The organism is Dyella nitratireducens, assembly GCF_014642835.1.
Classification (GTDB): Bacteria; Pseudomonadota; Gammaproteobacteria; order Xanthomonadales; family Rhodanobacteraceae; genus Dyella_B; species Dyella_B nitratireducens.
Map to the genome: position 1 here is coordinate 744274 of NZ_BMJA01000002.1, position 16040 is coordinate 760313.

The following is a 16040-nucleotide window of genomic DNA, read 5'->3' on the forward strand; positions in this document are numbered from 1 at the left end:
AGCGCACGAGGGAGCCCCTTTCCCGAAGGAAAGGGGCTCTTCATGCCGGAGGTTTGCAGGGTGGCCGCCGGCGATGAACTGTCAGCCCTTCGTAATGACACTCACGGACACGAAGGTGTATCCCATCGCCTGCAGGCCTTGCACGATCTGCTTGAGGTAGCTGATGTCCAGGGTCGGATCGATAAAGAAGCTTTGCACGGCATCCTGGATCACCGTGTTGCAGTTGGCGCTATACAGGATGTCGGCCGGAAAACGTGGCGGATTGTTGTTGTATTCCACCAGTTCGACGTCGCCCAATTGTTCGGGCATCACCACGGAACCGAACACGTTGCGTACCAGGTACGGATAAAACTGGCCGTAGATGCGGGTGTAATCCGGTGTCCCTGTTCCGCAAGCGCCATTCGGGCACCAGCCGATGGCATACAAGTCGCGTTGAGACATCGCATGGAAGTTGGATTGGAATACCTGGTAGTCGACCGCCGAGGCGGCATAGTGCGGCGGTACGAAGACCGTGGGCAGGATCAAACCCGCCTTGGCGAATTCCTGGAAGCCGGCGGTGACGCGTGCCTGCGTCCATGATGCGGAATCGACCGGCACGGGGGCGTCAAAAATCACGTAGTTGGACGAGTCGATATGTGCCGTATAGAACTCGAAATCGTCACCACTGACACCGGTGTAGGGATTGTCGATATTGGAATATTGATGCGTGTAACCATGCATCATCATGACGCCGCCCCTGGCTTCCATGTATTTCAGTGCACTGACCAGGGCCGTGGCCTGATACAGATGGATCGATACCGGCACGCCATTGTTGTAGTAGCCGTTCGGATCCACGTAATACGGAATCAACGCGACGCTGAAAGGCACGTTCTTGCTGTACAGGTAGTCGGCGATCGCACGCAACTGGGCAGGGCTGTCTTCCGCATCCACGTCCTCAATGCGCACCAGCGCACGTTTGCGTGACAGCATGTTCGGGTTGGATACCTTGCCGATCAGGTCGATGGCCGCCAGGTAACGATCGTTCGGGCCGGTATAGCTGAAAGGAATCTCGCCGATATAGGTGAGATTGGCACCCTTGGTCGCCCAGTTGACGGTGCCGCCAGTGTCGTTGGTGGCGACAGCCAATACCTGCGCCTTGGTGGAATCGTTGATGGTTGTCTGCAGCAGGCCGGAAGGCACGGCCAGCGCATTGCGTTGCAGCGCGATGTTCTTGTAGGTCACCGTCAAGGTGTTGGAGAAGTCGAAGTACATCGGTGTGAAGCCGTATTGCCCGGCGAAATTCGTAGCGCGCGCAGACAGCTGCCAGATGTTGTCGTTCATCCACAACACCGGCTTGGTGGTCGCCAGTACGTCGTCCAACAGCGCGGTGGGCAAGGGCTCGCCATAGGTCGAGCCGATGTAGATCAATCCCGTGTAGCTATTGAGTTCGCCCGCAACGTAGTTCACGGCGGGCTGCAACGTGTATTTGCTGCCGTGCGTGACAAGGTTGCCGGCCATGACGCCATAGGCTTCGCCCAGCCAACCCCATTGCCCGGTGATGTCATACAGCACGAGCGTGTTCTGGTTTGGATTTGCACCCGGCGCGGCAGCGTAAGCATTCGCAGCGGCCGTCACCGCGGCCTTGATCGTGTGCGTGATGGTGCTCGATATGTTCGACACCTGCTTGGCCGATATCTGCACTTTCGGCAGTGCTGCGTGAGGTGGCGGCGGTGGCGCAGGCAAGGCCGCGCGATCAAGGCTCGGCATCATGCTGCCTTGGGCTGCATGCGCAACGGACATCGGGCCGGATGCCGCGAGTAGCGCCACTGCAACGCCGAGGAGGAAAGATTGAAAACGAGATGGCCCGCAGAGTGATGGTCTGAGCATGGGATTTCCCTCGCGCAAAGACGAAGACAACGCGCAACAGCCGCTATGCCGCCCTGCGCGCATGGCTGTGAATGCGATTCAATCCCGAAAGCCCAGGCCCCTGTCCCGTGTAAGGAACGCCTCGCCGTGGAAGAGATTACGTCGAAGCGCTCGATTTGTCGACTAGCAAATTATTTGTATCGAGTCAATATGCCTATAACAATAAAATAATGAAAATAATGTGTTTACTTAACTCGTAGTTGGCAATATGGCGCACAGCGCAGCTTTTTGCGCCGAACTGCCAGCGCATTCACCGATTCCGTCCACTCGGAACATGCGCGGTCCGCTGCTCGCGACTGGGCATTAGGGGGCGAGGACAGGATGTTCGGGAAGCAGGGTGGTGTCGCCATCCTGCACGTGAGGGGGATGTATGCAGGACATCCTGATCGTTTCCGGCACGCGGCCGGAGATCATCAAGCTGGCGCCGTTGTATCACTGCCTGCATGCAAGTGGTTGGGCGCGACCGCACTGGCTGCACACCGGGCAACATGGCGAGATGGCGCAGCAGATGCTCGCCTGTTTCGACATCATTCCCGACATGGCGCTTGAGCGCGGCGGCGATGGCTTGTGCGAATTCAGCACCTGTTGCCGCCAACTGCTCGACAACGTGATGGCAGATGGTGCGTGGTCGCTGGTGCTGGTGCAGGGCGACACCGAAAGCACCTTCCTCGGTGCGCTGTGCGCCTACTATCGCCACATTCCTGTTGCGCACGTCGAGGCGGGTTTGCGCACTTACGATCTGGGCCGGCCCTTTCCCGAAGAGGGATTGCGCCAGATGGTCAGCCGCATCGCCAGCTTCCACTTTGCGCCGACCGAGCGCGCGGCGCTTGCGTTGCGTCGAGAAGCCATTTCTGAGGAACGCATCAGCGTCACCGGTAATACCGTGATCGATGCGCAGCACTGGGTGGTGCAGCGCCATCGTTTGCAGCGTCGCATGGAAGGGCGCGGCCATCTGCTGGTGACGGCGCACCGCCGCGAAAACTGGGGCAGCGATCTGCGCGAAATCTGCTATGCGATCGCTGATGTGGCGAACCATCATACCGAGCTGCAGGTGTTGTTTCCTGTGCATCTCAACCCGGTCGTGAGCAAGCCCGTGCACGCGATCCTTGGCGGTTTGTCCAACGTGCGCTTGAGTCCGCCGCTGGATTACCTGCAGATGCAGCAGGCGCTGCTCGATGCCTGGCTGGTGCTGACCGATTCGGGCGGTTTGCAGGAAGAAGCCCCCACCTTTGGCGTGCCATTGCTGGTGCTGCGCACGGAAACCGAACGGCCGGAAGCGATCGAGGCCGGTTGCGCGCGGCTTGCCGGCACGCGGCGGGCATCCATCGTCAATCAGATCGAGGCGTTATGGTCGGATGCGGCTGCCTACGGTGCCATGGCACATGCGGGCAATCCATTCGGCAACGGCACGGCCAGCGTGCGCGTCGTCGGTCGGCTCAAGAGAGCACTTGCCAGCGACGAGCGCAGGCGCGAAGCGAGCTGAGCCAGCGAGGTGCCCCATGTGGTGGCTCGACGCATTCTCGACCTATCTCTACGCGCTGGGCGCGGTGGTCATCGTCATTGCCTTGCTGATTTTGATCAGCGGCCTGGATGATTTTTTCATCGACGTCGTCTACTGGACGCGGCGCCTGTGGCGGTCGTTGTTCGTCTACAACACGTGCGAGCACATGCTGTACCACCAGTTGTACCGCCCGGCGGAAAAACCGCTGGCGATCATGGTGCCGGCATGGCAGGAAACCGGTGTGATCGGCCCTATGGCCGAGCTGGTGGCCACCACCCTGGATTACGAGAACTACCACATTTTCGTAGGCACGTATCCGAACGACCCGGATACGCAACGCGACGTGGACGAAGTGTGTGTGCGCTTTCCCAACGTGCACAAGGTGGTGTGTGCACGGCCCGGACCGACCAGCAAGGCCGACTGCCTCAACAACGTGCTCGATGCGATCTTGCAATTCGAACAGCGTGCGCGCATGACCTTCGAGGGATTCATCCTGCACGATTCTGAAGACGTGGTGTGCGAACACGAGCTGCGCCTGTTCAATTATCTGGTGCATCGCAAGGACCTGATCCAGATTCCGGTATATCCCTTCGAACGGCAGTGGAACAATTTCACCAGTCTGCATTACCTCGATGAATTCGCCGAGCTGCATGGCAAGGATGTGCCGGTACGCGAAGCGCTGGCGGGCCAAGTGCCCAGTGCGGGCGTAGGTACCTGCTTCAGCCGGCGCGCCGTGCTTGCCTTGATCGAGGAAGGCAACGGCATTGCGTTCGATGTGCAGAGCCTCACCGAGGATTACGATATCGGCTTGCGCTTGAAAGCACGCGGCATGGAAGAGATCTTCGTGCGCTTTCCGGTGCTGCGCTACCAGCGGCATCCCAAGCAGCCCGACCGGCTAGGCCAGAGCCGGCACGAGGCCAACGTGGTCTGCGTGCGTGAATATTTCCCGGACCGCCTGACGACGGCGGTGCGGCAGAAATCGCGCTGGATTATCGGCATCGTCTATCAGGGTTATCGCACCCATGGCTGGAAGCGCAGCCTGGTGCTCAACTATTTCCTGTGGCGCGACCGTAAGGGTGCCATCAGCAACTTCGTCAGTTTTGCCGCCATGCTGATCATGCTGCAGCTTGCCGCCGTCGGCCTGCTGCAGCTGGTGTGGCCAAGTGCGCCGCGCTTCGTGTCGATCTTCGAAGGGCAGGGCTGGTTCGACGGGGTGCTTGTCGCGAACGTCGCGTTGATGGGTAACCGCATGCTGCAGCGGATCATCTTCGTATCCGGCTATTACGGCGTGAAACAGGGGCTGCTTTCGATCCCGCGGTTGCTATGGGGCAACTTGATCAATTTCATGGCGAACTGGCGTGCGATTCGCCAGATCATCCGCTGCGGCGATCCGCGCCGGGTGGCATGGGACAAGACGACGCACGATTTTCCCAGCATCGGCGGGGAGAACCACGCCAAGCGATCGCTGGACGAAGTGTTGGTCGACAACGGCGTGATCTCCGCGGCGGACTTGCACGATGCACAACTGCATCGCATCGATGGCCTGCAACTGGGCAGCTCGATGATTCACGAAGGCCGCATCACGGCCGAGCAACTCGCGGCTCCCATCGCCGAACAGATCGGCGTGTCTTGCGAATCGGTAGACCCCGCCAGCCTGCCACGCGAATTGCTGATGGCCGTGCCCCGGCACGTCGCGCTGCATTACGCCGTGCTGCCGCTACGCGTCGAGAGCGGCACGCTGGTGCTTGCGAGCGAGTCGTACATCGATCCGGTGTCGCTCGCCGCCATCGCACGCCAGCTCGGGCGGCGCGTACGTTATGTGATCGCGTACAAGGGCCAGGTGACGGTTGGTCTGCGTCGCTGGTACGCGCATGCAGAGAAGGGCGATCGCGATCCTCATCATCTGCTTGAAATGGCCGCCGACCGTGGGTTGATCGCGCGCGAACGTGTGTCTCAGTTGTGGAACGGGTACATGTCGCGCCAGGTGATGCTGGGCGAGATTCTGGTTGCGCAAGGCCATTTGGATGAGGTTGCGTTCCGGGCTTTGCTGCTCAATCACGCGCGCAGCGAGCAACGGCTTGGCGAATTCCTGATCGAGCAGGGCGTGATCAGCAAGGAAACCTTGCATCGCCTGCTGCGCTTGCAAGCGTCGTTGCAGCCCAGCGTGACGAGCCTGCTTGAACAGGAATGCGCCAGCTTCCAGCGGCTGGAGCGTGCCTCATGAAACAGACCTTGCCGAGCCGTTGTGCGTTGGCGCTGTTCATCATGGTGCCTGCCTGGCCGCTGTGTGCAGAGAGCCAGGCGTCGCCCGGTGACGGCAGCCGCTATCAGCACTTTATGGTGTATCCGCACCGGCAAGCGGGTTATGCGGCCATGCGCGTTGGCGACGAGCGCACCGCCATCGCTGAATTCACGCGTGCGCGCGAGCTTGCGCCGCAGAGTGTGGATACAGCCTTGGACCTGGCTGAAGCGTACCGGCACTTCGGCCATGCCGCGCAAGCGCAAACGGTATTGAACGAGCAGATGCGCTACACACCGAACGATTCACGGCTACGCGCGGCGATGACACCGCCCGCCTCGCCGGCCGTGGACTGCAACCGCGACAACCGGCCCGTATGCCGCGCCAAGCGCGGCTTCGGCGACCTGCAGACGGGCGATCTCGCTCGCGCACAGGCCGAGCTTGATGCCCCCGACTTCGCCGCCAGTCCGGAAGGCCGCCGCTTGCGCCATGCCCTGGTGCAGCGGGCGATTTATATAGGCGACGACCAACGTGCCGTCACGCAGCTGGCCGAACTGGATGCACACGACAAGCTCAGTAGTGACGAGCGCAATCAATGGTTCATGCTGTTGCTCAAGCTGGGCAAGCTCGATGCTGCGCAACAGCTGCAATCGCGTGGCGGACTGGATGCGCCAACGCAGCAGCTGTCCATGGCGCAGGCGATGGGAAGCAGTGGCGATCGCAAGCTGCTCGCGTCGTACATGGCGGTGCATCAGCCCACCTTCGCCAACGCGAAGGACGAGCGGCAATGGATCAATCTGCTGGCGATGGCAGGGCGCATCCAGCCCGCGCTATTGGATCATTACACGGTGCGCTTTCCCGCCAATGCGGCCTGGCAGGCGCGCGCTGCGCTGCCCTTGGCGATGATGCGCGGCGACCTTACGGTGGCTGGCAGCATGCTGTCCCGCCTGCCGGCGGATGGCTTCCACGAGGAGCGCTTCAGCCTCGATCTGCAGCAAGGTCGATATGCCGAAGCGCAACAGCAGGCAGAGATGCTGATCGCACAACCGGACGGTTATCGTTTGCTTGATCCGCTCAGCTATCGCCTGATGGAAGCCGGCGCGCTGCATGGGGCGAAGCAACTGCTGCTCGATGCGTATCCGTTTACCGGCAATACGCATTCGGCGGCTTTATGGGCTCGCCTGGCAGTGTTGGCCGGCGAGCAACCGGCGCTGTTCTCGGCCGACGATCGCATACGCCTGCGTCGGCCGCTCGATAGTGTGACGCTGCGTGTTGCACAGTTGCAGATTCTGGGTGCGTTGCGTGATTGCGACGGTATCCACCAGGTGATGGCCGATTTGTCGCCGGACTATCCTGCCGAGCTATGGCGGCAATTGGGCGACTGCTATGGCAAGGATCGTCCTGGCCTGGCCGAATATGCCTATGCGCAAGCCGGCAAGCGCAAACCCAGCATGGATACGACACGCGCGCTGGCGTATCAGGCCTATAGCGCGCAGGACTATGAAACGGCTCTGCTGGCCTGGCGTTCCGTACCGGCAGCGCACATGGGGCAGGCTGATCTGATCGCTGCCGCCACTACTGCGCTCACCATCCACGAAACGGCCGTGGCGAGCGCATGGCTGGATACCTATGCGGCGCAAGGCGGAAAGCAGGACGGGACTTACTGGTGGCTGCGCGCGCAAGCCGACGAGCCGCACGATCCGGTGCTGGCGAGTACGGATCTGGAAAACGCCGTCGATGTGCAGCCTGATCCGCGCTACTACGCGCGGCTTGCCGCGTTGCAAGCCCAGGCGGGTGACGCGCAACAGGCGCTGGCTTCATGGCAGCACGCAAGCGCGCTCGCTCCCGATGACGGCGGCTTGGCCGCATCGCTCGGCTATGCCTACCTGCAAGCCGGAGAGCCGCAGAAAGCTCTGGTGTCATTCGAGCGCGCACATCAAGCGGATCCGGATAATCCGGCATTGACCCGCCAACTGCTGTACGTGAACCAGCGGTTGGGCGATTACGCACGGGCGCGGTTCTACGATGAGCAGGCGATCGATCAATTCGGTGCAGTGGACCCTGACGGAACCAGCAGCGATACCAAGCAAGACCAGGACGCGCTCTATAGCCTGCGCCGGCTGCACGAAAACCTTGGCCGTACGTGGAGCTTCAACGCCGACATGTCGTTGGGCGACACCGTATCTTCGGCTGCCAATACCGTGGCGCCCGGTGTTTCCTATCGAAGCTATGCGCAATGGGAGGCTCAATATCATCTCGACCCACAGCTCACCGGAGGGGACCTCAATACACTTACGGCTTACGCGCGCCTGTTTGCCGGCAGCGGCGTCAGCGGCGCGGTGTGGCCGGTGCACGAAGCGATGCTTGGTATCGGTGTGCATTGGAAACCGCTGATCTCGCAAAACATCGTGCTGTCGGTGGAGCAGCAGACCCCTGCCGACAACAGCCGCGATACGCACAACGACACCTTGTTGCGCGCCAGCGGTTCATGGTCGTTTGGTCCGAAACTTAGCGACGACTGGCACGCGAGCGGGTGGGGGTGGCCTGCGCAGAATTTCTATGTCGACATCGCGCACTACCTGCGTGCCAAAGAAAGCGTCGTCACCCTCGATTACCGGTTCGGATTGCATGACAAAATCGCCAGCGGACAAACCATCGAGCCATATATCCATCTGCAATACACCGGCATCGACCGCTCGCAAGGCTTGACCTATCTGCGCGACGGACGTGCTGGCCTCGGCGTGCAGTGGAACGTGTGGTACGGCGAAACGCATTACGACGCTTATCCGCATCGTTTCAGCGTCGCGGTGGAAGGGCAGCACGCCTTCACCACCTATCTGCGTGATAGAAACGCGGTATTCCTGATCGTGAGGACGCAATGGTGATGCGCACATGGCTACGCTTCACGCTGCTGCTGTGGCTGCTCACGCCATGCCTGGCCTGTGCGTCGACGGCCATCATCTATCAGCCGCAGCTGCGCGATCGTGCCGTCGCCGAGACGCAGTGGCCGCTGCTCTTCACGCAATTGCGCGCGCAAGGTTTCGACACGCTGGTGGTGCAATGGACGCAATACGGCGATGCGTTCAGCGATGCCGAAGGCCATGCTTGGTTGCTGCGGCGCGTGCGCGAGGCGCGCAGCGCGGGGTTGAGCATCGTGCTTGGCTTGAACAGCGATCCCGCTTTCTTCCAGCGGCAGGAGGCGTCGACCGCTGCGCTGGGAGGCTATCTGCACACGCTCTCGCGTCGCAATGACGCTTTGGCGCATGGGTGGGTGAATGATTTGGGCGTGGAAGCCATTGACGGCTGGTATCTGCCTTTGGAGATCGACGATAGACGCTGGCGCGATCCTGCAGCGCGCAAGGCATTGCAGGAATATCTGGTTTCCGAACGCCGCCAGCTCGATCGGATTGCAGCGCGACCGGTGTATGTCACCTCCTTTTTCGCCGGCAATATGGCGCCGGAACGCTACGTGGAACTGCTCGACGACGTGCAGCGCACGGGGGTACGAGCATGGGTGCAGGATGGCGCGGGAACCGGGCATCTCAGCGAGGGCGAGCGCAAGCTGTATCTCGATGCAGTCGGTCAATGCACGGCGGCACACGTACACGGCATCGTCTTCGAGATTTTTCACCAGATCGGCGAAGACAAGGCGTTCAGTGCCACGGCGTTGCCCAATGCCAACGCAAGCACGGCCTTGGCGCAACGTGCACCATGCGGTGGCGACAGTGTGTTCTTTGAGTTGCGTTACCTGCCGGAGATGGCGGGGGTGATGAAGCGGTAGGGCGTGGCGCCCGAAACGCTTGCTTCGTGCAGGAGGCATCGCGGACGAAGGCTCGTGGCGAACCTTCGTCCGCGCATGCTGCGCTTACCTGCGCATTATTGCGGAACCTTCAACGGTGCGATCGTCTGATCGAGCGTGCTCCAGTATGCCTTGGTGTACGGCACCATCTCTTCGGCGTAATACCACCAGAAGAAGCCGCCGATGAACTTCGGATCCTTGAAGCTGTTGACCATCGGGTAGTACGTCTTGATCAGGCCCGTCTGTACCGACGTGGGCGCGCCGGTGCTGGACGTGCCGATCTCGCCGAAGCCCACTTTCGCGTTCGGGAAGATGCTTTCGAGTGCACTGAAATCAGAGCTCCACGAAGGCGACAATCCTGGGCAATCCTGGTACGGGTAGTAGCTGAAGAGCGCGTAGTCGGTACTCTGCAGAACGGAGGCCGGCAGGAACGTTGTGGGCCAGGTCTTCCAGTAATCCTGGGGCTTTTCCCAGCAATTGTTTCCCTTGCTGTCATCGTTGTAATACAGCGTGACCGCGGTCTTGCCGCCCGCGGCTTTCACGATAGCGCTGGCGGCGGCGACCATCTGCCCGATCTGCGTCTCTTCCGCATTCACGACGCTGTTGCTGCCATCCGGATTCTGGCGCAGCCATTCGCCGTTGATCTCGTTGGCGATCTCCCATACGTCGACCGTGCCGTTCAAACCGTTGACCAATTCCTTGGTTCGCGCGGTGTACGTGTTGATATTGGTCGGGAAGTAATACGAGTCCATGATTTCGCCCATCACGTTGGCGACGGCGTGCAGCTTCACCAGTGAGGGGTAGTACTCGGCGGCGGTGGTGCCCGGATCGAACACCACGCGAACGGTGGGACGATACGGCAGTTTGCTTAGCGAGGTGATGATGGCGTTGAGGTTGGAAAGATCATCCAGGGTCACGCCGTAGATCGGTGCTTTCAGGGTCGCTGCAGCTTGTGCGTCGGCATTCGACGCCAACGGCGCGGATGCTGCAAAAAGAGCGACGGATGCGGCAAGTGGAGCAAGAAGTTTTTTCGTTACGGGTGCAAGTTTTCTCATCGATTCGAGTTCACATACGGTGGCGCTCCTTCGCCTGGTTTAATGTTGTGGCAGTAACGCAAAGCTTTTGGCCACGACATGACGGCGGCGCCGCAAATGAAAGATGCGGCTCCGAACTTGGTCGTGCTTATCCGAGCACCATGGAAATCATCCGTAGAACGGCTTGATCGTCTTCCCCTGAGCGCCGAAACGCGAAAGATGATGGGCAGCAGCCGTTTGGAGTGCCTGCGAAACGTCGAGTACTGCGAACGGTCGACATGCCGACCACCATTCGCTGCGCCGCACGGTGCTTCCCGGGCGGTTGGGAAGCCGTGCGGTACCTATCCTGGGAATGACGCACCTGGATAACGCGGGCCGTTGGGAGTCTAGCGATCGATCCCGCGTGGGAATCAAAAATTGGTTAGATCGAGCTATGTGGCTGCTTTTTTTGTGATCGATCTCACATGGATGCAACTTGAAAAGACTTCGCCGTTCCAGAAGCAGACAGCCACGCGGTTGAGGCGGGAGCCCTGGCATTACGCACAACCGTCCCCACGTTGGGAGCTTCCTTGCATGGGCCTTACGCATGATCCCTTTTTCCGTACTCGACCTCGCCCCCGTCATCGAAGGCAACACACCCACGCAAGCCTTCGCCAATACCCTGGATCTTGCACGCTGGGCCGAGCAACTGGGCTATACCCGCTATTGGCTGGCCGAGCATCACAACATGCCTGGTATTGCCAGTGCGGCGACGGCGGTGTTGATCGGCCACGTGGCTGGTGGCACGTCGACGATCAGGGTAGGGGCGGGCGGCATCATGCTGCCCAATCACGCGCCGCTTCAGGTGGCCGAACAATTCGGTACGTTGGCTTCGCTGTATCCGGGACGCATCGATTTGGGATTGGGACGTGCGCCGGGTACCGATCAAGCGACGGCACGTGCATTGCGCCGCTACTACGAAGGTGCGGAAACTTTTCCCAACGACGTGCAGGAGTTGCTCGCCTACTTCGAACCTGCTGCACCGAGCCAGCTTGTGCGTGCTGTACCTGGCGCTGGGATTGAGGTGCCGGTGTGGCTGTTGGGATCAAGCTTGTTCAGCGCGCAACTCGCGGCTGCACGGGGTTTGCCGTTCGCCTTCGCCTCGCACTTCGCTCCGGATGCGATGGATGAGGCACTGATGCTTTATCGACGCGATTTCAAGCCTTCTGCGCGTCTGGAAAAGCCGTACGCCATGCTTGGTGTCAACGTAGTGGTTGCTGAAACGGATGGTGAGGCACGGCGCTTGTTTACGTCGCAGCAGCAAAGCTTCGTCAATTTGCGGCGTGGGCGACCTGGACTGATTCCGCCGCCGATTGACGATATGGATGCGTATTGGGCGCCGCATGAGAAGGCCATGGTGGAGCGTGCGCTGGCCTGCGCCGTCGTGGGTGATCGGGATATGGTGCGGGACGGCTTGGCGGCGTTTATCGCACGGCATCGGCCGGATGAGTTGATGGTGACGGCGAATATTTTTGATCATGCGGCGCGGAAGCGGTCGTTTGAGTGGGCGATGCAGGCGCGCGAGATGCTCCCGTAGGTTGGGGTGCAAACCCCAACATCGAGATCTATGCAGGCATGGCAACGTTGGGGTTTTCACCCCAACCTACACGCCGTATCGGCGCGACAACCTACCTCAATGGTTGATTCTTTCCAGCGCAATGCCCTTCGTCGAAGGCCCAAAGACACCGATAACGGTAATGCCCACCACCATCGCTATCGCAATGAAGGTGGCGACAGCGAGTGCACCGCCAAGCTCGAGGAAATAACCAACCGCCAGCCCTGCAAACGCAGCAGCAAAGCGGCTCCATGAATACACAAAGCCAACCGCACGCGCACGAATCCGGGTGGGATACAGCTCAGCCTGATAGTTGTGATAGGCGTAGGACATGATGTTGGCGGCAAGCGTGAACACCACGCCAAGCGTGATCAGTACCACGGGCGATGTGGCCTGTGCGAAGCCGAGCATCGCCACGCCCATCACAGCCAGGCCCAGGATGATCTGTGTTTTCCTTTCCAGGTAATCGGCAAAGTAGGTGCCAACCAGCGGGCCGAATGGATTGGCGATGGCGATGATGAAGGAATACTGCAGGCTGTGCGTGATGTTGATGCCGCGTGCGATCAGCAACGTCGGCACCCATGCGGCGAAGCCGTAGAAGCCGATCACCTGCGCCATGTTGAACACCGACAACATGACGGTGCGGCGCCAATAATGTGCTGCAAAGATTTCCCGGAACCGGCCCACGCTTTCTTCCTCCGGCGCTTCGGCATGGACTGGCGGAAGAGGTCTGCCCGTTTCCGTTGCAACCTGGCGCTCGATGCCGGCGGTGATCGTGTCGGCTTCCTTGATGCGTCCATGCAGCGCGAGCCAGCGCGGGCTCTCCGGTACTTGGCGGATAAGAAACCACGCCACGGTGGCACCGGCCGAGCCGATCAGCACCACCCAGCGCCAGCCATCCCATCCGAACGGCGCCGTCGGCACTAGCAGCCAGGCGAACAAGGCCACCACCGGCACGATGCCCAGTGACACGAACTGGTTGAGCGAGAAGGCGCGGCCGCGCAATGCGAGTGGTGTGAGTTCGGAAATATAGGTATCGATGGTGACAAGCTGCACGCCGAAGCCGACGCCGGCGATGAAGCGCCAGAGGTTGAGCAGTTCGCCGGTATGCTGGAAGGCCATGATGGTGGTGCTGCAGACGTACCAGACCAATGACCACGTAAACACCGGGCGTCGGCCGTAGCGATCGGCAAGCTGGCTCAAAAACGCCACGCCCACCCACAAGCCCGCGAAGGTGCAGAAGATGAAGGTGCCGAATCCGGCCACCTTGATACCGGCGAGGCTGGCGAACACGCCCAGGGAGTCCGGCGAAAACAGCCCGGACTTGGCCATGCCTGGCGCGACATAGCCGGTGAAGAACAAATCGTAGTATTCGAACAAGCCACCCAGGGAAATCAGCGCGATGATTTTCCACAATGTGCGTGAGGCAGGCAGCCGGTCGAGGCGCGCGGCGATCGTGGCCGATGTGCTCGCTGCCACGGTATCCGGCCGTTTTTCCACGCCAGGGGCAGGGTCGGTTTGCGCGGATGTGCCTGCCGATAACTTCATGAGGACCTCGATGCGTTGGTTTGAGCTGACACTGTGCATTAAAAAGCATTCCGGGTGAGCATTGAATTTCAGCATCGTCGATGGTCGTGGCTCGCCGGGATAAGGGCTCTGCACCATGACCATAGAACCGCTTCCTGTCGCGGCCATGAAAGCTTCCTTAAAAAATTTTCAGGTAAGCGCGCGTCGTGAAGCGAGCTTGTGCGTCGCGTCAAGCAAGCGCTGTTGTTTGGCGTAGACTCAATCACCGTACAGGGTGACGGGTCTTGTCAATGAAAGTCCTGATCGTCGAAGACCAGTACAAGCTAGGTCAGTTTTTGAAGCGAGGTTTCAGCGAACGCTCCTACACGGCGGAATGGGCGCAGAGCTGCATGGCAGCGCGAGACGCGCTCGCGGAAGATAACTTCGACGTGATCATTCTCGATCTTGGCCTGCCGGATGGGGACGGGCTGGAGCTCTTGTGTGAATGGCGCCGGTGCGGCTTCAACGAGCCGGTACTGATCCTGAGCGCGCGTGACACGGTGGACGATCGCATCGCCGGCTTGAACTTGGGTGCTGACGATTATCTGCCCAAGCCTTTCAGCTTCGAAGAGCTGCTCGCGCATGTACGTTCGCTGATGCGCAGACAATGTGCGGTCAAGCAGACGATGCTCGAGCACAAGAGCATAAAGCTGGATCTACTGAGCCGCACCGTGCGCTTGCGTGGGCAACCGGTGGAGCTCACAAGCCGCGAATTCGCCTTGCTTGAAATCTTCATGCAGAACGCCGGACGCACGTTGACGCGCTCTTATATTTCTGAGCGTGTCTGGCCCGGTTTGGTCGAAGACAACCTGCTGGACGTCTATATGAGCCGGTTGCGTACCAAGCTCGAGGACGGTGCTGGCACGTTGCTGTTCAAGACGCTGCGCGGGATAGGCTACCAACTGGTATGAAGTCCCTGCGGGCGCGCATCAGCTTGTGGTTTGCGCTGAGTGCCACGATCACCCTGGCTGTGCTGTTTGCCGTCGGTTATCTCCTGCTGGAAAGCCATATGCAGCGTGATCTGGACCTGCTCAACAAAACCGAGTTCGAGCAGATTCGCGCTCGACTTGGCACGGACTATGGTGCGTTGACGCCGCAAATCGTGGATCAACGCATACATGAAACTGCCGACTATGCCTCCGTGCTTTTCTACGTCAACATCGACGAGCCGCCGCACGATATGTTGTTCTATTCCAACAATCTGGACGGCAAACCGATTCCAGATGTTCCCGGCAAACATATCTACAACGCTTTCGTGCCCGGTGTGGGGGAATTGCGCGTCGGCGAATTCATCATGCCGCCTTTCGATGTCACGATCGGCACACCAACGCGCCAGATGCGGCAGGATTTGACCGCGTATGTCGAGGTATGCATTGCCTTGCTGGTAATCATGCTGTTGACCAGCGGCTTGATCGGCATTGTCACCAGTCGCCTGATTCTTCGCCCGGTGCGGCTGATCGGCGAAACAGCCAATCGAATACGCTCGGACAATCTGGCAGAGCGCATTGCCGTTCCAGGGGGCAAGGATGAGATCTTTGACCTGGTGCGGTTGCTCAACCAGATGTTCGATCGCCTGGAGGCATCGTTCAAGCAGGCTCGGCAGTTTTCCGAAGAGGTATCGCACGAGTTGAAAACGCCGCTGTCGCTGGTGCGCTTGCACGCCGAGCGCCTGCTTGTCGAAGGCAAGCTCGAACGGCGACAGGAAGACGCCGTGCTTGTGCAGCTCGACGAACTGGCGCGCATCAACCAGATGATAGACGAGCTGCTGTTCATATCGCGCGCCGAAGTGAATGGCGTCACGCTGAATCTCATCAACCAGCATCCCGGACATTTTCTGCGCAGCGTCGAACCGGATCTGCATGCCTTGGTCGAGCACCGTGGACGGCGCCTGCGTTGCGTGCAACACGGTGATGGCCTGGTGGCGATGGAAGAGAAATGGCTGCGCCAGGTCATTTTCAACCTGTTGACCAATGCGCTGCGCGTATCGCCGCCGAACGGCTTGATCACCATGACGTCCATCGTTGCCGACGGAAGCTGGTGCGTCAGCACCGAAGACGAAGGTCCGGGCTTGACGGATGAACAGTGCGAGCGCGTCTTCGACCGCTTCGTGCGTTTCAACGTGCGGGCAGGGGAGGATCAGGGCAGCGGCCTGGGACTTACCATTTGCCGCAGTATCATCGAGCTGCATGGCGGCAGTATCCGCGCCCAGCCGCGTGGCGGCGAACTGGGGTTGCGCGTGAGTTTCAGTCTTCCGGTGGCGACGGTGGTGGAGTCATCGTACGCGATGGGACAGCCTTTGTTAGGGACGTGAGTCACCGCGTAGGCGCAATCGTGCGATAAACCAGTTCTCTCTCCTTGAAGGAGATAAAGAGCAGGGAGACACTACAGTGTCGATTTTTTGC

The 16040-nt window shown here is 60.2% G+C and carries 10 protein-coding genes; 7 read left to right on the plus strand and 3 right to left on the minus strand.

The window, feature by feature from the left end:
• Positions 1-81: 81 nt before the first annotated feature.
• On the minus strand, positions 82-1866 hold the full coding sequence (locus tag IEX75_RS14320) for a DUF2334 domain-containing protein (RefSeq protein ID WP_229720829.1): 1785 nt from the start codon (positions 1864-1866) through the stop codon (positions 82-84).
• 409 nt (positions 1867-2275) lie between these two features.
• Between IEX75_RS14320 and wecB the strand changes: the two genes are divergently transcribed.
• The 4 genes from wecB to IEX75_RS14340 are packed head-to-tail and all read left to right on the plus strand — an operon-like array spanning position 2276 to position 9426.
• Positions 2276-3388: a non-hydrolyzing UDP-N-acetylglucosamine 2-epimerase gene (gene wecB, locus IEX75_RS14325; protein ID WP_188794970.1), complete on the plus strand. Its 1113-nt coding sequence runs from the start codon at positions 2276-2278 to the stop codon at positions 3386-3388.
• 16 nt (positions 3389-3404) lie between these two features.
• Positions 3405-5630: a glycosyl transferase family protein gene (locus IEX75_RS14330; protein WP_188794971.1), complete on the plus strand. Its 2226-nt coding sequence runs from the start codon at positions 3405-3407 to the stop codon at positions 5628-5630.
• Positions 5627-8530, plus strand: coding sequence for an NfrA family protein (locus IEX75_RS14335; protein ID WP_188794972.1), 2904 nt, complete (start codon positions 5627-5629; stop codon positions 8528-8530). Before IEX75_RS14330 ends, IEX75_RS14335 begins: the two co-directional genes overlap by 4 nt.
• Positions 8530-9426, plus strand: coding sequence for a DUF4434 domain-containing protein (locus IEX75_RS14340; protein WP_188794973.1), 897 nt, complete (start codon positions 8530-8532; stop codon positions 9424-9426). The genes IEX75_RS14335 and IEX75_RS14340 overlap by 1 nt, the downstream gene beginning before the upstream one ends.
• Positions 9427-9521: 95 nt before the next feature.
• On the opposite strand, the gene IEX75_RS14345 is transcribed toward IEX75_RS14340, so the two are convergent.
• A complete protein-coding gene (locus IEX75_RS14345) occupies positions 9522-10418 on the minus strand; it encodes a hypothetical protein (RefSeq protein ID WP_229720830.1) in 897 nt (298 codons plus the stop codon).
• A gap of 646 nt (positions 10419-11064) precedes the next feature.
• On the opposite strand from IEX75_RS14345, the gene IEX75_RS14350 reads away from it, so the two are divergent.
• Entirely contained in the window at positions 11065-12054 is a 990-nt protein-coding gene (locus IEX75_RS14350; protein ID WP_188794975.1) for an LLM class flavin-dependent oxidoreductase, read from the plus strand.
• A 96-nt stretch (positions 12055-12150) separates the two neighbouring features.
• Here the strand turns inward: IEX75_RS14350 and IEX75_RS14355 are convergent, their stop codons facing one another.
• On the minus strand, positions 12151-13620 hold the full coding sequence (locus IEX75_RS14355; RefSeq protein ID WP_188794976.1) for an MFS transporter: 1470 nt from the start codon (positions 13618-13620) through the stop codon (positions 12151-12153).
• Positions 13621-13889: 269 nt separating this feature from the next.
• Between IEX75_RS14355 and IEX75_RS14360 the strand changes: the two genes are divergently transcribed.
• Together IEX75_RS14360 and IEX75_RS14365 are read left to right on the plus strand one after the other, a co-directional pair.
• The gene (locus IEX75_RS14360; protein WP_188794977.1) at positions 13890-14549 is read left to right on the plus strand and encodes a response regulator transcription factor; all 660 of its coding nucleotides are present in this window, start codon (positions 13890-13892) and stop codon (positions 14547-14549) included.
• Complete coding sequence (locus tag IEX75_RS14365) at positions 14546-15949, plus strand: sensor histidine kinase (protein WP_188794978.1); 1404 nt, start codon at positions 14546-14548, stop codon at positions 15947-15949. Before IEX75_RS14360 ends, IEX75_RS14365 begins: the two co-directional genes overlap by 4 nt.
• Positions 15950-16040 lie beyond the last annotated feature (91 nt).